The sequence below is a fragment of the Hanstruepera ponticola genome (assembly GCF_002940745.1).
GTDB lineage: Bacteria > Bacteroidota > Bacteroidia > Flavobacteriales > Flavobacteriaceae > Hanstruepera > Hanstruepera ponticola.
Genome location: NZ_POTB01000001.1, coordinates 41,025 through 66,581 on the forward strand (window position 1 = coordinate 41,025; position 25,557 = coordinate 66,581).

Annotated in this window: 22 protein-coding genes; 11 read left to right on the plus strand and 11 right to left on the minus strand. The window is 32.3% G+C overall.

What is annotated here, in order from left to right:
* The first annotated feature begins 165 nt into the window (after positions 1-165).
* On the plus strand, positions 166-3,084 hold the full coding sequence (locus C1S72_RS00190) for a glycoside hydrolase family 3 N-terminal domain-containing protein (protein ID WP_104733669.1): 2,919 nt from the start codon (positions 166-168) through the stop codon (positions 3,082-3,084).
* 2 nt (positions 3,085-3,086) lie between these two features.
* Positions 3,087-4,223, plus strand: coding sequence for an N-acetyl-alpha-D-glucosaminyl L-malate synthase BshA (bshA, locus tag C1S72_RS00195; RefSeq protein ID WP_104733670.1), 1,137 nt, complete (start codon positions 3,087-3,089; stop codon positions 4,221-4,223).
* Positions 4,224-4,231: 8 nt separating this feature from the next.
* Here the strand turns inward: bshA and C1S72_RS00200 are convergent, their stop codons facing one another.
* Together C1S72_RS00200 and C1S72_RS00205 are read right to left on the minus strand one after the other, a co-directional pair.
* Positions 4,232-4,753 (minus strand): GNAT family N-acetyltransferase, encoded by a 522-nt coding sequence (locus C1S72_RS00200; RefSeq protein ID WP_104733671.1) that lies wholly within the window; start codon positions 4,751-4,753, stop codon positions 4,232-4,234.
* An 89-nt stretch (positions 4,754-4,842) separates the two neighbouring features.
* A complete protein-coding gene (locus C1S72_RS00205; protein WP_104735728.1) occupies positions 4,843-5,364 on the minus strand; it encodes a hypothetical protein in 522 nt (173 codons plus the stop codon).
* A 152-nt stretch (positions 5,365-5,516) separates the two neighbouring features.
* On the opposite strand from C1S72_RS00205, the gene C1S72_RS00210 reads away from it, so the two are divergent.
* Complete coding sequence (locus C1S72_RS00210) at positions 5,517-8,438, plus strand: FAD-binding and (Fe-S)-binding domain-containing protein (protein WP_104733672.1); 2,922 nt, start codon at positions 5,517-5,519, stop codon at positions 8,436-8,438.
* Here C1S72_RS00210 and C1S72_RS00215 read toward each other — a convergent pair whose 3' ends face one another.
* A complete protein-coding gene (locus C1S72_RS00215) occupies positions 8,439-9,299 on the minus strand; it encodes a hypothetical protein (RefSeq protein ID WP_162919887.1) in 861 nt (286 codons plus the stop codon).
* An 88-nt stretch (positions 9,300-9,387) separates the two neighbouring features.
* The gene (locus C1S72_RS00220; RefSeq protein WP_104733674.1) at positions 9,388-10,224 is read right to left on the minus strand and encodes a UDP-2,3-diacylglucosamine diphosphatase; all 837 of its coding nucleotides are present in this window, start codon (positions 10,222-10,224) and stop codon (positions 9,388-9,390) included.
* Positions 10,225-10,408: 184 nt separating this feature from the next.
* Between C1S72_RS00220 and aroC the strand changes: the two genes are divergently transcribed.
* The 7 genes from aroC (at position 10,409) to C1S72_RS00255 (ending at position 18,130) form a co-directional block, all read left to right on the plus strand.
* On the plus strand, positions 10,409-11,467 hold the full coding sequence (gene aroC / locus C1S72_RS00225) for a chorismate synthase (protein ID WP_104733675.1): 1,059 nt from the start codon (positions 10,409-10,411) through the stop codon (positions 11,465-11,467).
* Positions 11,468-11,597: 130 nt separating this feature from the next.
* Entirely contained in the window at positions 11,598-12,365 is a 768-nt protein-coding gene (locus tag C1S72_RS00230; RefSeq protein WP_104733676.1) for a phosphatase PAP2 family protein, read from the plus strand.
* 180 nt (positions 12,366-12,545) lie between these two features.
* Positions 12,546-13,871 (plus strand): dicarboxylate/amino acid:cation symporter, encoded by a 1,326-nt coding sequence (locus C1S72_RS00235; protein WP_104733677.1) that lies wholly within the window; start codon positions 12,546-12,548, stop codon positions 13,869-13,871.
* Between the two features lie 46 nt (positions 13,872-13,917).
* Entirely contained in the window at positions 13,918-14,955 is a 1,038-nt protein-coding gene (gene gshB, locus C1S72_RS00240) for a glutathione synthase (protein WP_104733678.1), read from the plus strand.
* Between the two features lie 11 nt (positions 14,956-14,966).
* On the plus strand, positions 14,967-16,142 hold the full coding sequence (locus C1S72_RS00245; protein WP_104733679.1) for a sulfurtransferase: 1,176 nt from the start codon (positions 14,967-14,969) through the stop codon (positions 16,140-16,142).
* Entirely contained in the window at positions 16,139-16,969 is an 831-nt protein-coding gene (locus C1S72_RS00250) for an N-formylglutamate amidohydrolase (RefSeq protein WP_104733680.1), read from the plus strand. Before C1S72_RS00245 ends, C1S72_RS00250 begins: the two co-directional genes overlap by 4 nt.
* Positions 16,970-18,130 carry a flavohemoglobin expression-modulating QEGLA motif protein gene (locus tag C1S72_RS00255; protein ID WP_104733681.1) on the plus strand — a complete coding sequence of 387 codons (1,161 nt, stop codon included), beginning with the start codon at positions 16,970-16,972 and terminating at the stop codon, positions 18,128-18,130.
* 528 nt (positions 18,131-18,658) lie between these two features.
* Here the strand turns inward: C1S72_RS00255 and C1S72_RS00260 are convergent.
* The 4 genes from C1S72_RS00260 to C1S72_RS00275 all read right to left on the minus strand — a co-directional run bounded on the left by C1S72_RS00260 (position 18,659) and on the right by C1S72_RS00275 (position 22,841).
* Positions 18,659-19,330, minus strand: coding sequence for a hypothetical protein (locus C1S72_RS00260; protein WP_104733682.1), 672 nt, complete (start codon positions 19,328-19,330; stop codon positions 18,659-18,661).
* A 25-nt stretch (positions 19,331-19,355) separates the two neighbouring features.
* On the minus strand, positions 19,356-20,111 hold the full coding sequence (locus C1S72_RS00265) for a DUF3575 domain-containing protein (protein ID WP_104733683.1): 756 nt from the start codon (positions 20,109-20,111) through the stop codon (positions 19,356-19,358).
* A 43-nt stretch (positions 20,112-20,154) separates the two neighbouring features.
* Complete coding sequence (locus tag C1S72_RS00270) at positions 20,155-20,574, minus strand: thiol-disulfide oxidoreductase DCC family protein (protein ID WP_104733684.1); 420 nt, start codon at positions 20,572-20,574, stop codon at positions 20,155-20,157.
* A 98-nt stretch (positions 20,575-20,672) separates the two neighbouring features.
* Positions 20,673-22,841 carry an endonuclease MutS2 gene (locus C1S72_RS00275; protein WP_104733685.1) on the minus strand — a complete coding sequence of 723 codons (2,169 nt, stop codon included), beginning with the start codon at positions 22,839-22,841 and terminating at the stop codon, positions 20,673-20,675.
* Between the two features lie 126 nt (positions 22,842-22,967).
* Between C1S72_RS00275 and C1S72_RS00280 the strand changes: the two genes are divergently transcribed.
* Positions 22,968-23,939 carry an alpha/beta fold hydrolase gene (locus C1S72_RS00280; RefSeq protein WP_104733686.1) on the plus strand — a complete coding sequence of 324 codons (972 nt, stop codon included), beginning with the start codon at positions 22,968-22,970 and terminating at the stop codon, positions 23,937-23,939.
* 4 nt (positions 23,940-23,943) lie between these two features.
* Here the strand turns inward: C1S72_RS00280 and C1S72_RS00285 are convergent, their stop codons facing one another.
* The 3 genes from C1S72_RS00285 to C1S72_RS00295 form a co-directional block, all read right to left on the minus strand.
* On the minus strand, positions 23,944-24,732 hold the full coding sequence (locus C1S72_RS00285) for a TerC family protein (protein ID WP_104733687.1): 789 nt from the start codon (positions 24,730-24,732) through the stop codon (positions 23,944-23,946).
* A gap of 1 nt (position 24,733) precedes the next feature.
* The gene (locus C1S72_RS00290; protein WP_104733688.1) at positions 24,734-25,105 is read right to left on the minus strand and encodes a DNA topoisomerase IV; all 372 of its coding nucleotides are present in this window, start codon (positions 25,103-25,105) and stop codon (positions 24,734-24,736) included.
* 77 nt (positions 25,106-25,182) lie between these two features.
* Positions 25,183-25,548, minus strand: coding sequence for a helix-turn-helix domain-containing protein (locus C1S72_RS00295; RefSeq protein WP_104733689.1), 366 nt, complete (start codon positions 25,546-25,548; stop codon positions 25,183-25,185).
* Positions 25,549-25,557: the final 9 nt, after the last annotated feature.

Below are 25,557 nucleotides of genomic sequence, written 5' to 3' on the forward strand. Positions count from 1 at the left end.
AAGTATTTAAAGTTCCAGAAATTTCTTCTTATAATTTAAATCTAGATAATCACATAAATTGTTAATTACCTTCTTTATAAATCTATCTTAAAATTTAGTATTGTATCTTCAAAATACTGTAATTTGGTATCGTTATTGATAATCTTGTAAAAAGCCCTTGATTGTATGCGAATAGTAACGTTTTTAACGCTATGTTTTTTTGTTTTTAACACATCATTTTCCCAAAATAAAAACCCTTTATTAGCTGATAACCCAGAACATCAAAAAAAATGGGTTGATAGTGTTTATAATAGTTTGGATATTGACCAAAAAATTGGTCAGCTATTTATGGTTCGTGCTTTTTCTAATCAAGGACTGAAGCACGAAAACATTATCAGTCAACTTATAATGGATCAGCATATTGGTGGTATTATCTATTCTACCGGAGGACCAGTTGCACAGGCCAAATTAAATAACAGGTTGCAAGGACTTTCCAAAACACCACTTTTGATTGGTATGGATGCCGAATGGGGTTTGAATATGCGTTTAGATTCTACTTTTGCTTTTCCTTGGAATATGACACTAGGAGCTATTAAGGATAATAAAATAGTTGAGCAAGTAGGATATCAAGTTGGTGAGCACTGTAAGCGTATTGGAGTGCATTTTAATTTTGCGCCAGTTGTTGATATCAATACCAACCCAAAAAACCCTATAATTGGAAATCGTTCATTTGGTGAAGATCGTGATAACGTCACTGAAAAGGCATTAGTATTTATGAAAGGTATGCAAGATGCAGGTGTTTTAGCAAATGCCAAACACTTTCCTGGTCATGGTGATACTGAAACTGACTCTCATAAAACTTTACCTACTATAAGCTTTGATGAAAAACGCATTGATTCAGTTGAATTATATCCGTATAGAAAGTTGATTGAAAACGGTTTATCTAGCGTAATGGTTGCCCATTTGAACGTACCAGCTTTAGAAACACAAACGGGATTTCCATCTTCCTTATCAAAGCATATTGTGACTGATATTTTAAAAGACTCATTAGGTTTTAAAGGGCTAATTTATACGGATGCGTTAGAAATGAAAGGTGTAGCTGATTTTAGTGAGCCAGGAGATATTGATTTGGCAGCTTTTCTTGCAGGAAATGATGTGATGTTGATTTCAGAAGATGTTCCTAAAGCCATGATTAAAATGCGTGAGGCCTATGATAGTGGTGTCATTACTGAAGAACGTTTGGCACATTCGGTTAAAAAAATCCTTCAGGCGAAATATAAAGTGGGCTTAAATAATTTTAAGCCTATTGTAATTGAAAATTTAGTTAACGAACTCAACAGACCAAAGGATCAAATCCTTAATGAATTAGCCTTTGAAAAGGCCATAACGGTAGTTAAAAACAAAAGTAATTTGCTGCCTATAAGAGACCTTAAAAACAAACGTGTTGCTTATGTGCAATTAGGAGACGACTCTGGTTCTGTTTTTTTTAAAGAATTACAAAAATACACCAAGGTTCATGAGGTGAAAGCTGACAATCTAGATGAACTCATTACAAAACTAAAAGCTTACAACACTGTTGTTGTTGGATTTCATCGTTCAAATGATCATCCATGGAAAGATTATCAATTTAGTGATAAAGAATTGGTTTGGCTCTATGAAATTGCTAGAACCAATACTGTTATTCTGGATGTTTTTGTAAAACCATATGCGCTTTTAGACATAGCTACTTTTGAAAATATTGAAGCTTTAGTTGTGAGTTATCAGAATAGTGATACGTCTCAAAAAATATCGGCTCAAATGATTTTTGGTGCCATTGAAGCCAAAGGTAAATTGCCAGTTTCAATAGGAACGTTTTATAATGAAGGCGATGGAGTTGATTATAATTCAATGTCTTTGTTAGGTTATACGATTCCGGAACGGGTTGGTGTGAATTCTAAAAAATTGAGTAAATTAGATTCGGTAGCTCAATATGCCGTTGATAATGAAATGACACCAGGAATTCAATTATTGGTAGCTAGAAAAGGAAAAGTTATTTACAATAAAAATTTTGGAAAACATACATATGAAGCTGATGCTGAAACTGTAAAATTTAATGACATTTATGATGTAGCTTCATTGACAAAAATTCTAGCAACGCTTCCCTTGATAATGGAGCTTGAAGAACAAGGCGTGGTATCACTAGATTCTAAACTCTCTCAACTCTTACCAGAGTATGCTAATTCTAACAAAAAGGATGTAACAATCAAAAAAATGCTTTCGCATTATGCCAGATTAAAACCATGGATTCCGTTTTATTACGCGACTTTAGATTCAGTGACTAAAAAACCAGACGCCAGGTATTACAGAAATGAAAAAAGCTCTGAATTTAGTGTAAAAGTAGCAAATGACTTATTTATGCGACGGGATTATCAGGACTCAATTCAAAAGATTATAAAGGATTCTGATTTATTAAATAGGTTGAGATATCGTTATAGCGATTTGCCTTACTACATTCTAAAGAAATTTATTGAAAAGCATTACGACAAACCAATGGATGAATTGGTTCAGGAGCATTTTTATGAATCTTTAGGCGCAAATTACACAACTTATAATCCATACAATAAGTTTAGCAATAAATCCATTGTGCCAACAGAATTAGACGATTATTATCGTTATCAAGAAATAAAAGGATATGTGCATGATATGGGAGCTGCCATGCAAGGAGGTGTTGGTGGTCACGCAGGAATTTTTAGTAATGCCAATGATGTTGCCAAAATTATGCAGATGTATTTACAAAAGGGCTATTATGGAGGAAAACGCTATTTTAAGTCTGAAACATTGGATAAATTTAATACCTGTTATTTCTGTGAAAGTGATAACAGAAGAGGGATAGGGTTTGATAAACCACAACTAGGTGAAGAAGGTCCAACATGCGGTTGTATATCAATGACTAGTTTTGGACATTCAGGATTTACAGGTACCTATGCTTGGGCAGACCCAGAAGAAGAAATTGTTTATGTGTTTTTGGCTAATAGAACATATCCTATAGCAGGATCAAATAGATTATTAAAAGAAAATATAAGAACAGAGATTCAGCGTTTAATTTATGAATCTATAGAAGATTAATTATGAAAATAGGTATTGTTTGTTATCCAACATTTGGAGGAAGCGGTGTGGTTGCTACGGAGCTTGGAATTGAATTGTCAAAACGTGGTCATGAAGTACATTTTATAACATACAAACAACCAGTTCGTTTAGAATTATTAGGTAACAACGTCCATTTTCATGAAGTAAATGTACCAGAATACCCCTTGTTTCATTATCAGCCATATGAACTAGCACTTTCTAGTAAACTGGTTGATATGGTTAAATTACATCAAATTGAAATTGTACACGTACATTATGCTATTCCTCATGCATATGCTGCCTATATGGCGAAAAAAATGTTACATGAAGAAGGTGTTTATTTGCCAATTGTAACAACCTTACATGGTACTGATATTACCTTGGTTGGTAGTCATCCGTTTTACAAAGCAGCTGTTGAGTTCAGTATTAATAAATCTGATGCTGTTACATCGGTTTCTGAAAGCTTGAAAAAAGATACCTTAAGGCTTTTCAATATTACTAATGATATTGATGTTGTTACTAATTTTATAGACATTGATAAGCACACCCATGGTTTTACAGATTGTCAACGTTCTATGATGGCGAATGAAAATGAAAAAATTATAACCCACATTAGTAATTTTAGACCTGTAAAACGCATCCAAGATGTTATTCAAGTTTTTTACAATATTCAGAAAGAAATCCCTGCTAAACTTATGATGGTCGGTGAAGGACCAGAAAAGGAGCCAGCGGAAGAGTTGTGCAAAAGTTTAGGGATCGAGGATAAAGTTGTTTTCTTTGGAAACAGTAATGAAATAGATAGAATACTATGTTTTTCAGATTTATTTATGTTGCCATCAGAAACTGAAAGTTTTGGTTTAGCCGCCTTGGAGGCTATGGCATCTGGTGTTCCGGTAATTTCAAGTAACTCTGGTGGAATTCCAGAAGTAAATATTCACGGTCTATCAGGTTATTTAAGTGAGGTTGGAGATATAGATGATATGAGTAAAAATGCGCTTTCAATTTTAAAAGACGAAGTGGTGTTAAAAACTTTCAAGACGCAGGCTAAAGACCAAGCTGATAAATTTAATATCCATAATATTGTTCCTCAATACGAGGCTGTTTACGAGAAAACACTCTCAAAATCTATGCAGTTATAGAATTGAAACTATTCTAGGTTTCGATTTTCTAAAACAAATATTAGGTTCTTTGAGTTTTCGTCATCAATACGTTCTGATTGGTGCTTAAAGCCAAATTTCTTTAGAAGATATACTGAACTTAAATTATCATATTGTGTATAAGCATCAATTTGATTTAGGTTTAACGATTGAAAACCAAACTCCAATACAGCACGCAAAGCTTCGCTCATTATGCCTTTCCCGTGAAAATCAGGATGTAAGTCGTAACCAACTTCAGCCTTGTTTAATTCTTTTGAGAAATTCCATAAACAGATTGTTCCTATAAGCTTGGAATTGGTTTTTAAGCAAATACTCCAATAACAAACTTCTTCATTTGATACTGATAATTGAATACGCTTTATAAATTCTAGAGCTTCATCTTTTGTTTTTGTTTTTTGGCGCTCAACAAATTGGTTAACTACTAGATCTGATCTTAAAAACAAAATTTGATTTACGTCATGATTCTCTAAAGCTCTTAATAAAAGGCGTTCAGTTTTTAATTCTATAAACATATAACAGTGCTTGAGATTGAAGAAATACTTAAATATAGAAAAAAAACCACCATGCAATTGGTGGTTTACTTATTCTAATAAAGTTTTTTTTAGAATTGATATCTTACACCTAATCCCACGTCAAAATCTAAATCATTATTGTCATATAAATCATCTCCAAAACCTAATTCAGGTCTAAAGTCTAGAGATAATAATAGCGGAAAATCAAAGGTATATTCAATACCAATTGTCCCAGTCACTATAGGAAAAGCATCTCTATTTTCTTCATAATAATAATCGTTCTGTCCAGGAACATATCTTTCATATTTATGTCTAAACGCTGCAAAACCAACACCTGGACCAGCATACCAATTAAAGCCACCATCTATGTTCCAAACCCACTGATAAAGCCCTATAAGTTTAATGCCATCATAGTTTTTGCCATCTCGCCAGCCAAAGTCAAACTCCAACCGATTGTTGTTTTGTCCAATTGCACGTTGATACGATATTTCAGCTCCAAATCCGTCGCTATCTCCCAAGCGAAGACCAATAGCATTTTTACTTATTTCTTGAGCATGTGCCATAGTAATAAAGCCGAACAAGGTAATTACAGATAAGATTATTTTCTTCATAGTTCTATAGTTTTTTGATTTCATGTTATATACGTAATTTGGGTTATTGTTAGATTTTTATAAAGGCAAATTAATTGAATATACTTGAAGGTTAATAACTTTAATAATATTATTTTTAGCTTTATCTATTCCTAGGCATCTATCAACCAAATATGGAAATAAAACACTTAAAGAAACTTAATCAATTGTTGGAAGGTGAACTTCATTATGATGATTTGATGAAAACTCTCTATGCGACAGATGCATCAGTTTATAGAATGTTGCCTTTGGCAGTAGCTATTCCAAAGAATGATAATGATTTGAAAGTGCTTATTGATTTTGCTAATAGTCATAAAACATCTTTAATACCTCGGGCAGCAGGAACTTCTTTAGCAGGGCAATGTGTGGGTAAAGGTATTGTGGTAGATGTTTCTAAATACTTTAATGCGATTGTAGATTTTAATGAAAAGGATAGGACCATTACTGTTCAGCCAGGTGTAATTCGAGATGAACTTAATATTTTTTTAGAGCCTTACGGCTTGTTTTTTGGTCCTAATACATCTACTTCAAACCGCTGTATGATTGGCGGTATGGTAGGAAATAACTCGTCAGGAACCACATCCATCAAATATGGTGTGACACGTGATAAGGTATTGGCCTTGAAAACATTATTGTCTGACGGGAGTGAAGTAATTTTTTCTGACATTTCTAAATTAGAGTTTGAGAAAAAAATAAATTCAGATAGTCTGGAAGGAAGGATATATCGTGTTTTGAATCAAGAATTAAAAAGTAGAAGTGTTCAGGATGAGATTAGAAGTCAATTTCCAAAAAAAGAAATCCATAGACGCAATACAGGTTATGCTATTGATGAAGTAATAAAAACTGAACCATTTTCTAATTCAGACATACCGCTAAACTTATGTAAGTTGTTGTCAGGTAGCGAAGGTACTCTGGCATTTACAACAGAGATAACCTTAAAATTAGATGTATTACCACCAGCAAACACTGTCATGATTGCGGCTCATTTCAATAATATTGAAAACTGTTTAAATGCAGTTCAGAGTGTTATGAAGCATGACTTATACACATGTGAAATGATGGATAAGACCATTTTAGATCTAACCAAGCACAATAAAACACAAGAGGTTAATAGACAATTTGTAACTGGTGATCCTAAAGCGATTTTAATGTGTGAAGTGCGTGATAATAGCATAGAAGTTGTAAACAGAAAAGCCTATAGCCTGTTAGAGACATTAAAATCTAGTGGTTTGAGTTATGCCAATCCCTTACTAGTAGGCGAAGACATCAATAAGGCTATAGAATTAAGGAAGGCTGGTTTGGGCTTATTAGGCAATATAGTTGGTGACAAAAAAACGGCACCATGTATTGAAGATACAGCTGTCTTAATTTCAGATTTAAGCGATTATATCAGGGATTTTACAGCTATTATGAATGGTTATAAACAAAAAGCAGTGTATTATGCGCATGCTGGAGCTGGAGAGTTGCATTTACGTCCTATTTTAAATTTAAAAAAGAAAGAAGATGTTGTGCTATTTCGCAAAATAACCAGTGATGTAGCGCATTTAGTCAAAAAGTATGGAGGCTCAATGAGTGGTGAACATGGAGATGGTATTGTGCGTGCGGAGTTTATTCCGATGATGATTGGAGAAAACAATTACAAAATAGTTAAGCAAATAAAGCGAGCTTTCGATCCAAATAATATTTTTAATCCTGGGAAAATTGTTGATGCATTTTCAATGGATAAATCCTTACGTTATCAACCGGATAGGGTAGAACCTGAAATAAACACGTTGTTAGACTTTTCAGATTCATTGGGTATTTTACGTGAAGCTGAAAAATGCAACGGATCAGGTGATTGCAGAAAACTTCCAGAATTTGGTGGCACTATGTGTCCGAGTTATCGTGCCACTCGAAATGAAAAAGATACTACTCGCGCTAGAGCTAATGCTTTAAGGGAGTTTTTAACCCAATCTGATAAGGTTAATAAGTTTAATCACGAAGAACTCAAAGATGTATTTGACCTTTGTTTAAGTTGTAAGGCGTGTTCTAGTGAATGCCCTAGTAGTGTTAACGTATCCGCTTTAAAGGCAGAGTTTGAATATCAATACCAAAGTATAAATGGTTCAAGTTTGCGTACAAAAGTATTTGCCTACAATAATAAATTTAACAACATTGGAAGTCGATTTTCTGGCATCAGCAACTTGATGTTTTCGAACGTATTTTTTTCATCTCTCATTAAAAAAGGATTAGGCATAGCGCCAAAAAGAAGCTTGCCTAATATTTCAAGTGTTAGTTTATTTAAATGGATTAAAAACAATAACAAACAGATGGTTAAGTCTAAATATACTAAAGAGATATATTTCTTTATTGATGAGTTTACTAATTATTTGGACACTAAAATAGGTAAGGATGCAGTTATGCTGTTGGAAGGTTTAAATTACAAGGTTAACATATTGCCAAACAAAGAGTCTGGTAGGGCATTTTTATCAAAAGGATTTTTAAAACAGGCACAACAAGTTGCTAATGAAAACGTAGCGCTTTATAAAGATTTAATATCAAAAGAAACACCATTAATTGGTATTGAACCTTCAGCAATTTTGACATTTAAAGACGAATATTTAAAAATGGCAAATGACATAGGTGCTGCAAAATCAATAGCCAGTCATACTTATTTAATTGAAGAGTTCCTTCAAAGTGAAATTGCGATAGGGAATATTAATCCTGAACAATTTACTTCTGAATCAAAAACCATTAAATTTCATAGTCATTGTCATCAAAAAGCCCTGGGTAATCAAAAGTCAAGTTTTGATGTTTTAAATTTCCCAAAGAATTATAAAGTCACTATTATACAAAGCGGATGTTGTGGTATGGCAGGTAGTTTTGGGTACGAAAAAGAGCATTACGATGTTAGCATGACAATTGGTAATCAGACTTTGTTTCCAGCAATTAGAAAAGCTGACTCCGAAGTAGTTATTGCGGCTAATGGTACTAGTTGTAGGCATCAAATAAAAGATGGGACACAACGCCAAGCGTTACATCCCATCGAAATATTATATGATGCTTTGATTAAATGATTATTCTTCAGCAACCATGTAATCTGTCATTTCTTGAACGTTAGTAGCCGAACCAGAAGTTGGAAATGGAATATCAATTCCAAATGTTGTTAATAACTCTATTGTATTTTGATTTACTTGATAATTTATTGCCGTTTCTGATTTAACTAAACCTATATTTTCTACAAAATAATTTGTACCAACTGTTACATCTTGATTGTTCAATATTGATAAATTAATAGTTTGCGAGCCAAAAGTTACAGTAGTTGAAACATTTAGGTTTAGTTTGAAATTAGTTTTAGATACAGAAGTGTAGTTTTCTCCATTTACTGTTATAGAACTATTGTTGTTTATTTGAGTTGTGGAAACAATATAATTTATCGTAACTGGAACTATGTCTCCTCCTAAATCTATGTCTTGATTTATTGTACCCGAGGTGCTTGCCAACTGACTATTGTTTGCTGCATTTAAATCGTATAAAACCATATCGGTGAAATCAATGCTTGATGTTTCAAAACCAGGAAACGGAATTGAGATAGAACCGTCTAAAATTAGTGTTGATTCCGTACGTTCTAGTGTACCATTCACTAAAATACCATTCATGGCACCATTAGCAATATCATTGGTATTAACACCTAAATCAAAGCTACCATTTGTTTCAGATGCTACATAAAGAAAATCTGAAGAACTAGAATTATTATTAGAATCATTGTTGTCAGTGTATTCAACGTCATAATTCCAATAATCATCAACAGTCAAAGGAAAGTAGTTTCCAGTATTATCGGTTGGTGGATTTGTTGGTGGATTAGTACCACCATCATCATCTGATGAGCAGGATGCCACAAAAAGGGCAACTGTTAGCATTAGAAATAATTGCTTCATTGTTTTCATTGTTGTTGTTTTAAGTTTTGTCAGTCTCAAAAATAACAATTTAATACAACTAACAATAATTAAAACAACAAAGTAGTTATTACTGTTTTTGATCAATAATGGTAATAGCAGCAATTAAATCTTTCATTTCCATTTCCTTTATATCTTCGTCGGCGTAAAAAGCTGAAAGTTTGTCGTTATTGTAATTGTAGATTTTCCAACGTTTAAATTGATATTCTAATGCAGTAAAGTTTTCAACCCAATCACCAGAGTTCAAATAGGTGGTTTCACCCATTTTATTTTTTTTAAGAAGCATTTTAGGTTGATGAATGTGACCACAAATCACATAGTCATAACCATTCTCAATGGCTAAATCAGATACAACTTCTTCAAAATCACTTATGTATTTCACAGCTTTCTTAACACTATTTTTTATGCGAAGCGATAGCGAATATTTTTCACGCCCCATACGTTCTAAACACCAATTTATAAAACGATTAATAAGAATGAGCATATCATAACCATAGCCACCTAGTTTAGCTAACCACCTAGCGTTTTGTATAGATGCGTCAAACACGTCACCATGGAAAAACCATGCTTTCTTTCCGTCTAAATTTAGTACTAGTTTATCATCAATTTTTATATTGCCTATAGCCGTTCCACTAAACTTACGTAACATATCATCATGGTTTCCAGTAATGTAAATAACTTCAACACCTTCTGATGCCATATCTATAATTTTTTTAATGACCTTTAGGTGAGATTTTGGAAAATACCGTTTACTAAACTGCCAAATATCTATGATGTCACCATTTAGAATGAGCTTTTTTGGGTTAATACTGTTTAGATAAGTGAGAAGCTGTTTTGCTTGACACCCATAAGTTCCTAAATGTACATCTGAAATAACCGAGATTTCAATTTTCCTTTTTTGCTTCAAGTTTATTGGATATTTAATGCAAATATCTACATTAAATATTACCCTAATATTACGCTGTAATTAATTGTTTGTGAGTAATTTGTTAAGTAATTGTTACTAGATTTATTTATAAATCAGAACCGATGACAGCATTCTATTTTTGTTTCTCTAATATTACAATTACTTTAGCAGTAAAATATTGAATATGGCGGGAAATAGCTTTGGTAACATTTTTAAATTAACCACTTTTGGAGAATCACATGGTAAAGCAATTGGAGGGATTATTGATGGTTGCCCTTCAGGTGTAAAAGTTGATTTAGAAGCTATTCAACAGGAATTAAACAGGCGTAAACCTGGCCAGTCTGAAATAGTAACACAGCGAAAAGAACCTGATACAGTTGAGTTTTTATCTGGTATCTTTGAAGGAACTACTACAGGAACATCCATTGGATTTATAATAAAAAACACCAATCAAAAGTCAAAAGATTACTCACATATAAAAGATGTTTATAGACCAAGCCATGCCGATTTTACTTACGAAAAGAAATATGGAATTCGTGATTATAGAGGAGGAGGTCGAAGTTCGGCTCGTGAGACAGCGTGTCGTGTGGTTGCTGGAGCATTAGCAAAACAAATAATTCCAGAAATAAAAATTAATGCTTACACCTCTTCTGTAGGTGATATTTTTTTAGAAAAACCTTATCAATCGTTAAACTTTGCTGACATAGAAAGTAATGCAGTGCGTTGCCCTCATAAAGAGACAGCTCATGCTATGATTGAAAAAATAAAAGCTATCAGAAAGGAAGGTGATACCATAGGTGGAACAGTAACCTGTGTACTTAAAAATGTTCCGATTGGACTTGGTGAACCTGTTTTTGATAAATTACACGCGGAATTAGGAAAGGCCATGTTGTCAATAAACGCAGTAAAAGGTTTTGAATATGGTAGTGGATTTTGTGGTGCTAGAATGAAAGGTAGTGAACATAATGATTTGTTCAACAACGACGGAACAACAACTACAAACTTGTCAGGTGGCATCCAGGGTGGTATTAGTAATGGTATGGATATTTACTTTCGTGTAGCTTTTAAGCCTGTTGCCACTATTATTCAAAAGCAAAACACACTGGATAATTCAGGAAGTATAGTTGAAATGCAAGGAAAAGGTCGTCATGATCCTTGTGTGGTTCCAAGAGCTGTGCCTATTGTTGAAGCAATGGCAGCATTAGTTTTGGCGGACTTTTATCTGATTAATAAAATTTATTGAGATACCAGCATGTTATTATTCAGAGTTAGAGCTTAAAATTTCATTTCCCATATTCATTTTCAGTGATTGAGCACAAATAATTTATGAAGTGCCATTAAATTTAGCATGCATTTCAAAATAGTTTTGTATTATGTTCGAACTTCTAATAACATTTGTCAAAAAATTAAGGGATTCTTTAAGAGATAAATTACGGGTTTACAATGTGACATTGCCTTATTTTATTATCGTTTTATTGGCACTGATGTTCATTGTTTTTGGTATAAACTTTTTTATAGAATTCACTGAAACATTAATTGATGACGAGTTAGTGGGCTTTGATAATTCCGTGACTGATTTTGTTTTATCTTATCGCTCACCAGCATTTACCAGTTATTTTAAATTTGTTACTGACCTTGGTGATGTGGAGGGTTATATAGCTGTTACGGTTATAGGAGCTATCATTTCTAAAGTTGTTTTAAAAAAATGGAAATACATTTTGCAAATAGGAATTGTTATGGTTATTTCTGCGCTGTCAAACCTAGCCCTTAAGCGTGTTTTTAACAGAGCACGTCCAACTATTGAGCAGTTGGTAACTGCAGAAAGCTTAAGTTACCCAAGTGGTCATGCTATGGCTGCTATGTCCTTTTATGGCTTTGTAATCTATCTTTTTTATAAAATGAAAATGAACAAGTTCCTGAAATATACAGGTATGATTATTTTTGCTTTTTTGATATTAAGTATTGGTGTTAGCAGAATCTATTTAGGAGTGCATTACCCATCAGATATTGTCGCCGGATTTATTGCAGGTGCTGTATGGGTGGTTTTCTGTATTATTGTTTTTAATTTAATTGAGGTATTCAGAAGGGATCCCAATACGGAAGCAATTGATGATCATGACGATATTTATGATGAGGAATAGTTGTTTCTAAATTTTAATTATATAATTCCATTTAATCTGAAATTTCATAATAATATTAAACATCCAAAAAATTATGTTTCTGATTAATTGTACGAGGTCAAAAAAACTTATATTGACAACTGAATATTTTTGTAAAATTTTAATTATAAAATTTCTCTCTAGGAAATTGGCAGACGTTATATGAAAAAAATAGCACTACACTGGAAAATAATCATAGGTATGGTTTTAGGTGTCATCTTTGGATTTATCATGAATTCGGTTGATGGCGGTAAAGGATTCGTTACTGATTGGATTGCACCTTTTGGAACCATATTCATTAATTTATTAAAGCTTATAGCAGTACCATTAATACTAGCCTCACTAATCAAAGGTATTTCGGACTTAAAGGATATTTCCAAAATTAAATCTATGGGATTGAGAACCATCTTGATATATGTTGGGACTACTCTTGTTGCAATAGTCATTGGATTGTCAATTGTGAATACCTTAAAGCCTGGAACAGGTATGTCTCAAGATACCATTGAGAAAATAAAACTAAAGTATGAAAATGATGCTGGCGTAACCGATAAACTAACAAAGGCATCAGCACAACATGATGCAGGTCCGTTACAAGCATTAGTTGATATATTTCCTAGTAACATTTTTACAGCTTTAGGTGAAGCGCAAATGCTTCAGGTTATCTTTTTTGCTCTGTTTGTTGGTATTTGTTTGTTATTGATACCAGAAAAAGATGCAAAACCATTGGTTAAGTTTTTTAATTCCTTAAATGAGGTAGTTATGAAAATGGTAGATTTAATAATGTTATTTGCTCCTTATGCGGTTTTTGCATTGATGGCAAATGTGATTATTGCTTTTGATGATACTGAAATTTTACTTAAATTATTGAATTATGCTATGTGCGTCGTTGCAGGTTTAGCACTAATGATTGTTTTCTATCTGATTTTAATAAAATCATTTACTGGAAAATCACCTCTTTGGTTTTTAAATAAAATATCACCTGCACAATTATTGGCTTTTTCAACGAGTTCCAGTGCCGCAACGTTACCAGTAACTATGGAACGTGTTGAAGAACATATTGGAGTAGATAAGGAGGTTTCTGGTTTTGTATTACCAGTTGGAGCGACTGTAAACATGGATGGTACTAGTTTATATCAGGGTATTGCTGCTGTTTTTATTATGCAAGTAATTTGGCCAGAAGGTTTAACTTTTACTAATCAGTTGGTTATTATTGCAACAGCCTTGTTAGCTTCAATAGGTAGTGCAGCTGTGCCAAGTGCGGGAATGGTTATGTTGGTAATTGTTTTAGAATCCATTGGATTTCCTGCTGAATTATTACCTATTGGCTTGGCTCTAATTTTTGCTGTTGATAGGCCATTGGATATGTGTAGAACCGTTGTAAATGTAACTGGAGATGCGACAGTCTCTATGTTAGTAGCCAAATCACTGGATAAATTACATGAGCCAAAACCAAAAAACTGGGATGACAATTATGATAAAGTTAAATAATATTATTAACTTAATTTTTAAGAATAATTAGCCAAAAATAAGAAAAATGAATATTTGCTTTTTAATGTATCCTTGGGAACAAATTGATCCCGAAAATGATACAAGTCTAGCTTTAATAAGAGAGTGTGTCAAGAGAAAACATGGTGTCGCTTTATGCTCTCCTGCAAACCTAACTATTCGAGATAGTGTTACCAATGCATTTTGTACTGTTGTAGGCAGAATGGATAAAGTTCCTAGTACGTTAAAAGCATTTTATAATAAAGCCAATTTACGAGAAGAAATGCTTCCTTTGGCTGGTTTTGATGCCATATTTTTTAGAGCAAATCCACCATTAGATCCTTTAATGCTGAATTTTTTGGATTCTGTCAAAGATGATGTCTTTATAATTAATTCATTACAGGGAATGCGTGAGGCCAATAATAAATTATATACGGCTGCTTTTGGTGATGCGCATAGCAACATTATTCCAAACACGCATGTTTCTAAAAACAAGAATTATCTTATTAGGCAAATTAAAGAATCTAAAGCCGATAAAATGATACTAAAACCTTTGAATGGATTTGGAGGATCGGGTGTTATATTAATTGAAAAATCGGCAATGAGTAATATTAATTCGCTATTGGATTTTTATATCAATAGTGGAGATGGTACATCAAACTATGTTATTCTTCAAGATTACATTGAAGGAGCCGATCAAGGCGATGTTCGTATTTTAATGTTAAATGGCGAGCCAGTTGGTGCTATGAAGCGTGTGCCTGGAAACGATGATCATCGTTCTAATGTTTCAGCTGGAGGTAGCGTTCAAAAACACGCACTAACCAAGGCAGAAAAGGCTTTGTGTAAACAAATTGGTCCTAAATTGGTCAAAGATGGATTGTATTTTGTTGGTATTGACGTCATTGGTGGGAAATTGGTTGAGGTAAATGTTATGTCACCAGGTGGAATTACATATATCAATAAAGTATATAAAAATAAATTTAAGGTAGAAGAGAAGGTTATTGATTTTCTAGAAAGTAAAGTGCTCGATAATCTTGAAGCATTTAATAGACGTTCTCGTTTGCGAAAAACAGTTGAAGATGCCTAACTCATTAAAGTATGGTAATTACAAAATTCCATAAGCCCATTGTTTCGGTAGAATGGTTACATAAAAATAAAGATGCTACCAATTTAGTGATACTCGACGCATCTATTCCAAAAGTTACCGAAAATACAAATAGCACTAATGATTTATGCATTCCAAAAGCACGTTTTTTTGATTTAAAGAATAAGTTTAGCGATACAGCTGCACCATTTCCAACAACATATCCAACGCAAGATCAATTTGAAAGCGAAGCCAGGAATTTAGGTATTAACAATAATAGCTTCCTTGTGGTTTATGATGATAAGGATATTTATTCAAGCCCAAGAGCTTGGTGGTTGTTTAAATCTTTTGGTTTTGAAAATGTGGCAGTTTTAGATGGAGGTTTACCTGCATGGATTGAAGCATTTTATCCATTAAGTAAAAAAGAAGTATATCAAGGAGCAATTGGAAATTTCACAGCTAAAAAAAATCAAGATTGTATGTGTTTTTTTGATGATGTTCAGAAAATAGTAAAAAACAGAACACACCAAGTTATTGATGCACGCTCTCAAGCAAGATTTATGGGTCAGGAACCAGAACCACGAGAAGGTTTGCGTAGTGGAACCATTCCAAATTCAAAAAACATACCGTTTCAAAATTTATTAGTCAATGGCCGTTTGAAATCTGAAAATGAGATTCGTGATATTTTTCAAGAAGTTTTAGAAGATGATAAACCCATGGTCTTTTCATGTGGTTCAGGTATTACGGCTTGTGTGTTGGCTTTAGGGGCAGAATTAACTGGATATAAAAACATGTCTGTTTATGATGGTTCATGGACTGAATATGGAAGTTTAATTAATAATAATGATATGGATGCTGTTCAAAATTGGTCAAAAAAAGAATTAGTAGCTTATATTTTGTTTTATGCGGCAAATTCAAATTTGTCTGAAACAAATAAAGAGCGCAACGTTATTTTATCTAAAGTTGATATGAATACGTTTCAAATGGTTTATGATGAGTTTAAAGCGGATAATGATTATCAATGTATCCAAAAAATTATTCAAGGTATGGAAACTCATAAATATTCAAAATCAGATTTAAATCAACTGTTTGTAGATATTAAAGTGTTATTTTTTGCAGATGGCGAATTTGATCAAGTGGAACATGTGGTGTTTAACTGGTTAAAACGCATTATAAATGAAGCAGCATGATAAAATTGTCAGTTGACCAAATAATTAAAAAAATAGAAGCTGAAGAGACTTTTCATGCAGTTTCAGATGATTATAGTTTTACCATAAAAATTGATAGTTATGTGCATTACGTTTGTGGTGCAGTTCATGACGGTCATCAGTTTCGAAAAGAATTATGGGATAATTGTTTACATACCGAATACGAAAGATGGTATGAAGAAGACCCTGAAACAAAAAACATGATACAATCGCATCCAATAGTGATAGCTGGTTGTGATTCTCGATTTGAATATGACTTAAATCGTTTCCCAGAAGACGCGGTATTTGATACAGCATGGGGAAAGCAATTGTGGAAAAAGCCTTTAGATTTAGATAAGAAACAAAGAAGTTTAAACAAGCATAATAATTTTTATAAAGTAGTTCATGCTTTAATTTCTAAAATTGAAGAAAAGCACAGTGTATGTATAGTTTATGACATGCACAGTTATAATTGGCAACGTTGGGATAGGAAAGTACCCACATGGAATTTAGGAACTAGCAATGTAGATAACGATCGATTTGGAAGCATTATTGAATCTTGGAGGCAGAGCCTTGAGCATATAATTTTGCCCAATGGTATTGAGTCAACAGCGAAAATTAACGATACATTTTACGGTAATGGATATTTCTTAAGATATATAACTAATACTTTTAAAAATACGTTAGTTTTGGCAACTGAAATTGCAAAAGTGTATTGTGATGAGTATAAGCAGATTATTTATCCAGAGGTTGTCACTGCAGTAGAAGATGCTCTGAAAAGCGAATTACCACAACATGCACATGAATTCTATATAACATTTTCAAAATAAATGGTTTCTGAAAAGCTAATTAATAAATACCAAGACTTATTTGATATAGATTCTAACCTTAATCGGTTGGTAAAAAAAATAGAATTACTCAATTATATCAACCCGCTTAATATTGAGAATGAAAAGAAACAGTTTTATGCTTCAAAGTTTAATTATGAACCAAATTTTAATTATCCGAAGTTAAAATTTAATGGCTATAAACTTCATAGATTATTCTTTTCACAGCGATTAGAACGTATTGAAGACAATGATATTCGTAATCTATATGAAGACATTATTTATGAATACTCAGGGCTTATTGAATGCATTGAAACTATTAATCAAAGCAGGAAGTTTTATTACAATAGTTTAAAGAGCTTTGGAACACCAACAGAGAGAGATCTTGACAACGCCAAATTTATTTTACGCTTTGATGATGGTGATTTTGATCAAGATATGTTACCACTTTATAATGTTCAAGATGCTAAAGCCTATTTTGAAGAGTTTTCAAAACGTTATGATTTTGAATACCATATTAAATTTTCAACAAATATTTCAGCTGCAGCTATGGTTCAGAATCATGCTAAAACTTTAGTGTTAAGGAGAAATCATAAGTTTAGTAAAAACCAGTTACAGGTTCTAGCCAATCATGAGATTGGTGTGCATTTGGTTACAACTTTCAATGCGATTAATCAGCCATTACATATTTTCTCAAATGGATTCCCTAATAATGTTGAAACACAAGAAGGTTTAGCAGTATATTCTGAATATATGTCTGGTTGTTTGACACTAACACGATTGAAAGAGTTGTCATATCGTGTTATAGCAGTAGATAGTTTGATAAAAGGCTATAGTTTTTCAGACACTTTTGATTTGCTGTATAGTCAATATAAGTTAGATCGCGACAAAGCCTTTGCAATCACTTTGCGTGTGCATAGAGGTGGTGGCTTTACAAAAGATCATTTATATCTGTCAGGTTTGAAGAAAGTTTATAATTATGCTAAAAAGGGAAAAGACTTAAATCCATTACTAACTGGTAAAGTATCTTTAGAATATTTGCATACCATTAACAAATTGCAAAAAATAGGCTTGGCATCCACCTCGAAGTATTATACTGATTCTTATATCAATAAAGAGCATATCAACAAGAATTTAGACTTTATTTTAAAGAGTTTAAAATAAAAACCTCGAAGTGAATTGGGTTTTTAGTTTACACACTAAACTCATAGTGTGGGTAGACATTGCACAACTACAAGAACTTGATTCATTCCTGATTAACTGAAATCAGGGTCAAATTAACTATTACACTTCAAGGCTTTCATCATTAGAATAAAATTACCTTGACAATACCTAAAATGAAAGAATAATTGAGTGAATGGCTAGTTTGAATAAGTCAAGCGTGGATATCAGAAAGTTAATTAATCTGATACTTTTTAATTGAGATGATGTAACTAGTTAAAAATGAAATAATTAGTATTTCATGGATGTTTTTTGCAAAAAAAAATGACTAAACAATTAATTTCATCATTTCATCGAGAATTTATGAGGTTTTTGATAAGTATTTGTAGATTTAAATATCAAAATAAGAGTGCTAAATACCTAAATATCAGCACTATTTTTTGTTTGTTTAATTTTTTTGGTTAGTTAAGTTATGAAAAAGGTCTTGAAATATTTCAAGACCTTTTTCTATTTTATTATGAGTGTGTCAGACTATTTTCTTAATGCTTCAGTTATTTTTTTTGTGTATTCTACTGCATTTTTATGTACATCTTGAGGATCCTCAATTTGAGTGGTAACAACTACTGCTAATTGTTTACCGTCATCTTGATTTAAATCATAAGCTACTGTTTCCAAAATATATGTCTTTACAGTATAGGTAGTTGATGATCTTGGGACATATGAACCGTAAGTGGAATAAGATAAAGGGTTATAATAATAACCGTAGAAACCACCATAATAAGATGGGTAATATGAAGGAAAATAGGTAGCACCAGCGTAATAACCACCATCTTCAGTAGTTCGTGTGCTTTCTTGATAATCTTTTATTACTGTTAAAACGATACCGTCATACCCTTCATTGTCCAAAAATTGTTGAAAATTTTTCTTTTGTTCTTCTGTTAATTCTTGATCATGACTCATGTTTGGTAACTCCCTAAAACTTTCAGTAGCTTTCATGCCACTTTCTCTTAATTGATTTGAAATTTCTTGTTCAAATGCAATTCTAGCTTGTTTATTATCTGTTCTTGCAATTACCAAGAAGTTGTTGTCTTTTATTTCATCAACTGAATCTGACTTCCAGGAGGTTAATACTTTTACTCCAGAGCAGCTGGAGAAGGTGATTATTACCAATAAAATTGAAATTGAATTTAGTACTTTTTTCATTTGTATTTTTTATGATTAATATTTGTTAAAATGTATAGCCTAATGCGATTCCATAACGAAATGAAAACGCAGAAAATTTTGATCTAGAATCAACTTTAGAAAATCTAAAGTCGGAATTAATAAAGTCTAACACACTATATTCTTCAAGTGCTTCATTTAAATTATTATAAAATTCGTCAGGTAAATCTTTTTTGTTAATTATTCTAAAGTTATAGTCACCAGCCCCAGGGCCAGCAATAATGAAATCAATATTAAAACGCTTTGTGATAGGTAGCTTGTAGCCAATCATAAGTCCTGTTGATGCGATATTTAACTTTGCCTCAAATTCAACCTGGTATGGCGTATTATCAGTTGCGGTATACTTGCCTGTTAAATCAGATGTATATTGAGAAAATTTAAAATAAAGACCTAAATAAAACCCATTTAAGTTGCCCTTTGATGTGTTTTTTAAATAATAACGAATTTCAGGAATAATTTGATAGCCAGTATAAAATAAATCATTTGTTTCAAGTCTTCCACCATTAGGACCAGTATAATCTAGGCCAGAGAAATTAACAAGACCTTCTTTACCCTTATAACCAACGGCCAAAGCAGCTGAAAAATTGTTCCAAATGTAACGTTCGTAAGAAATTTGATAAACACCGTTTATCAATTGTAATGCCTCAAAAGAAATTTCATTTTTAACAACTCTTTTTTCTTTTTCTTCATTTTCTAATTCTTGAGAAAAAGCCGTATTGGTAATAAAAACCAACAATACAATAAAGGAGAGTAGATTTTTCATAATTATTTTGATTGGTGAGGTAAAATTACGAATATAATTGAAGCTAATTTAAAAATTTTGATTTTAATTCAGGCGTTGGAATCATGCATTCACTTTTTTTTCCAAACCATTTATATCTGTTGCGTGCAATAAGGTCATAAAACCAATTTCTTATAATTGGCGGAACAATTAAAAAGATGCTTACTAAATTTATGGGAAACCCTAAATAATAGGCTGTTTTAAGAGCTGCGGTAGATTTGTAATCTATTCCTGTTTTTTCAGTATATAATATAATAGAATCTGTTTTGGTCGTATCTATTTTAAAATGAGAAATTATTTGTTGGCCTATATTACTTTGTAATGGAGCAAATAAAAAGATGTCTTTCTTGTCATGGTTTATTACAAACTGAATGCTTGAATTGCATAAATTGCAAACGCCATCAAATAATATCAATTTCTTTTCCCTTGGAATTAACTCTAACATACTACAAAAATAAGCTATCTCATACTATTGAATAAATAAAAGAGATTAAAATAATCTATGGTAGTATAATAATTAATTGAACGCAATTTTGAATGTTATTATTTCTTGGATTCTACTAATTCTAGTTGCTCAATACTGACATTAGTAGTAAATAAGCCATAGTTTACAATAGCTTTATTTTTTTCAATTTTATCAATACTTCCAACTGCTCGACCATCTTCTAGTCGAACGCGATCACCAACTTTTAAAGTAGGTTTTGGTTTAGGAGGTTTTAGAGCTTCTTTTTTCTTGGCTTCCTTTTTTTTCTTTCTAATAACGTTAACTTTCTTTTCTGCTTCTTGTTTAACCTTTTGAGCTTTGACTTTCTCTACTTTTTGTTGTTTGGCAGAAACTTTTTTACGCTTAGAATTTTCTATTTGTACCAATTTGAAAAGTTCATTCATCAACTCACGTTTTTGTTTGTTGTTGAAATAATTTTCTGCCAAATCATTAACCTTTTGTCCTAAGTAGATAAGGCGTTGATTACTGTCGTAAAGTTCTTGATAGCTTTCGAGTTTTTTTTGAATTTTTAAATTGATTTCCTCTAGTTTTTCAGCTTCATCTAGTTTTTTACGTTCATTGAGTTTAAGGGATTGCTCGGTTTTTTCGAGTTTTGAGCGTTCCTTTTGAAGTTTAGCAATAGTTTGGTCAAAACGTACCTTGCCACGTTCAATTTTCTTTTTAGCACGATTGATTAAGCTATAAGGAATACCGTTTTTTTGTGCCACTTCAAAAGTAAAAGAACTTCCCGCTTGACCCAAAGCAAGTTTAAAAATGGGTTCCAGCGTTTTTTCGTCAAACATCATATTGGCATTTTGCATATCTGGTAGCTCAGTTGCCAACATTTTTAAATTAGCATAATGCGTGGTGATAATTCCAAAAGCTTCACGGTTATAAAATTCTTCTAAAAATGTTTCAGCCAAAGCACCTCCTAATTCAGGATCACTACCAGTTCCAAACTCATCAATTAGAAACAAGGTATTTTTGTTGCACTTTTTTAAAAAGTAGTTCATTTGTTTTAAGCGATAGCTATAAGTGCTCAAATGGTTTTCAATAGATTGATTATCGCCAATGTCAGAAATTACCCGATCAAATAAAAATACTTCACTGCGTTCATGAACAGGAATTAATAATCCCGATTGCAACATAACCTGTAATAAACCCACAGTTTTTAAAGTGATGCTTTTTCCACCAGCATTTGGGCCAGAAATAACAATGATTCTATTGTTTTCTTTAAGCTCAATAGATTGCGGATAGGTTTTTTCCTTTTTCTTTTTGTTGCTTAAAAATAATAAGGGATGATAGGCATCACGAAGATGAAGTATCCTGTTTTCTGTAATTTCTGGTAAAATGGCATTTATGGATTTGGCATATTTTGCTTTTGCCGAAATGACATCTAATTCAGTTAGGTAATCTTGATAACTAGCTAATAAAACTCTGTGTGGGCGAATAAAGTCAGTAAGTTGTTTCAAAATACGAATGACTTCTTCATTTTCTTCGTATTCTAAATTATTGAGTTCTCGCGTGTGTTGGAGCGTTGTTTCTGGTTCTATATATACAATACTTCCGGTTTTACTCCCTCCCATTATGGCGCCTTTTACCTTGCGCCTGTACATAGCTCTCACTGCCAAAACCCTTTTGTTATCTACGACCGATTCGCGAATATCGTCTAGATATTCTAGATTGTGATAGGTGTTTAATGCAGAGGTAAAACTTTGGTTTATTTTACCTTTCAGCTTATTTATTTGCTGTCTTAAATCATTAAGATGCGGAGAAGCACTGTCCTTGACATCACCAAACCGATCTACAACGTTGTCTATTTCTTCAATGATAACTTTAGTCAATTCAATATTGGAAGCGTAATCATTAAGTTTAGGATAGTACTCGTGAAATTTTTTGAGAAAGCGTAAAATATCATTCGTAGTCAACGATATGGAAACTATTTTTTTTAAGGCATGTGTCTCTAGGTAAGTGTTCTCAATTTTCAGTAATTGTAATTCCTTGGTTATTGGCTCAAAACCATGGTTTGGTATTCTGTTCTCATTGTAAAATGATGATAAGTATTCATTGGTTAGGCCTAGTGCAAGAACAACTTGATCCTTATTCTTGTAAGGTGTTAAGTTTAAGCTCATTTCATGGCCTAATGCAGTAATGCATAATTCGCTTACTTGCTCTAAAACAGCAGCAAATTCTAAATCCTGAAGTGTTTTCTTATGAATGTTTATCATAGCAATTTTCAGTTAAATACCGCCAAGTATTTAATAGTTATCGCAAATTTAGCATAAGTTAAAAGAATGTGTTAATGATTAAAAAGAAACTTTTTTATTTGTGTAGATTTGATGAAAATTTTTATAATGACTAGAAACAGTGTTTTATTGTTATTTGCAGCGCTATTGGTTTTTATAGGTTGTAACGATGATTATTCAAAGTATAAAAAGGAGCCAGATTATATATCTAATCCTGACTTTGAGCAAAAAGCATATTTTGAGGCATATAATGAATCCTTGAAATTATGGAAAACACCATTTGAGGAACTTTATGTGCCTACAAACTATGGCACTGCTCATGTTGTGGTTTCAGGCCCAGAAGACGGTATGCCAGTTGTCTTGTTGCATGGTATGAATGCTAGCTCTACCATGTGGTATGCAAATATTGAAGCTTTGGCTCAAGATTATCGTATTTACGCCATTGATTTTATTTTGGAGCCTGGTAAATCATTTATTGAAAAAGAAATGAAGTCAACCGACGATATTGCATTATGGTACCATGAGGTTTTCGCAAAGTTGAAACTTAAAAAATATAATCTTATTGGTGCTTCGAGAGGTGGTTGGTTGGCAACAAAAATTGCTCTTCAAGACCAAAGCCAAATAAATAGTATGATTTTGTTGAGTCCTGCTCAAACGTTTATTTGGGTGAGACCGAGCACTGATTTATTGAAAAATATCATCTATGCTTTTTCATCAAAGGAAAAACAAATGCAAGAAACACTAAAAACCATGTCTGTTAATCCAGGGAATGTCAATAAAACATATTTGGATCAATATAGAATTGCAGTTGATAAGGACTCAATAAATAAATTTACTATTGACATGATGCCTTTTTCAAAGCGGGAATTACAAAGTCTTAAAATGCCAGTTTATGTTTTAATAGGTGATGATGATATGATTAACAATGAAAAAACTGTTCGAATGACCAAAGAAATATTGCCTTACGGAAGGGCAGAGGTTATTAATAATGCAGGGCATTTTTTATCTATTGATCAATCAGAAATCGTGAACAAGAAAATGATACAGTTCTTGGATGAAATGGATGCATTGTATGATTAGGTAATCAATTTTTCTTTCTAACAAGTTTGTAATTAAGAAACTCAACAAATAAAGAAAAAGCGATTGCAAAGTAGAGGTATCCTTTAGGAATGGCTCCAACTGTTTTGTCGAAAAACTTGGTTTCTGACAAGTGAGCAGCTTCTGTTATTAGCATAAAACCAATAAGTATTAAAAATGCTAAACCTAACATTTGAATACTTGGGTGTGTCTCGATAAATTTTCTAATGGGGTTTGCAAAAGCTATCATAATGATTATTGAAATAACTACTGCAATAATCATAAGTACCAAATTGTAATTATGGTTTTCGTGTAACCCATTTGTCATACCTACTGCAGATAGTATTGAATCAATTGAAAAAATAAAATCTATTAACAAAATTTGGGTAATGGCGTTTGATAATGATGTGATTTTGGATTGTTTTATTCTACTTTCATCATGGTCTGGCATTTCTACTTTTTCACGTATTTCAGATGTACTCTTGTAAATTAAAAACAGCCCTCCAGCAAATAATATGATAGCTTGCCAACTTATAGCAATTTCCAACCAAGATAGTTCAATCTTATAAAAAGGTTCCTTTAAACCAATTAGAAAAGAGACAAAAAATAGCAGAACTATACGTTGTACCATGGCCAAAACCAGTCCTATATTAGTGGCTTTTGCGCGTTGGTTTTCAGGTAATTTATTAGCAGCTATTGAGATAAAAACAATATTGTCAATTCCCAATATGATTTCTAAAAAAGTTAAAGTTAATAATGCTATAATGGCATCACTTGTCAACAGAAAGTCCAGCATATTAGTTCAATTTTATTGCGACACCTTTTTGTTTTATTTTATCACCCACATATGAATATTCAAAGGTATAGCTTGAATCAGTGGTTGTTAATATTTTTAAATGGATATCTTTTTTTTCAACTCTATTTTTTGGGTTGATTGTTTTAAAAATAGCCTCACAGTCATTAATCCAACGTACTTGAGAAGAATCGACTTTATTGTTATACGTTTCTATTTGGAGTGTTTTGGTTCTGGTAAATGACGATACATAAAGTGAGTCGTTAATATTGACTTCACTTTTAAAAGTTCCTAATTGATAATCTTGACAATTGCGTTCTATCTGATAACAGCCAGTTAAACTCAATAATAATAAAAAGTAATAAAGGGGTTTCATTCAAAATATTTTCACAAAATTACAAAACTATCAATTGGAATAACTAATAAGAAATCATTTAATAATTAAATATAGAATCAAAAGTTAGTGAAATTTTTAAAAGTACCATCTTTAAAAAAAATGACAATGCGTTCAATATCTTGGTCGCTTGTAATTTGTTTTTGAAAAGAATTTTGATGTTCACTACTTTCATTTTTTGAAATAGTAGGTTCTACCATTTTAGGAAAATTTCCTTTTCCGTTTAAAAGCCAATACAATTCTACTTCAGGATAGGAGGATAATACTTTCATAACAAAATCTAAACTTGGTTTATTTCTACCAGAAAGAATATGTGAAATGCTTGATCGTTGTACTCCAATTTTTTCTGCAAAAGACGATGCAGTTTCACCATAAAAATCAATTACTTTTTCTAGTCTTTTTGAAAAATCTTTACTGTTTATCATTGTAAACTT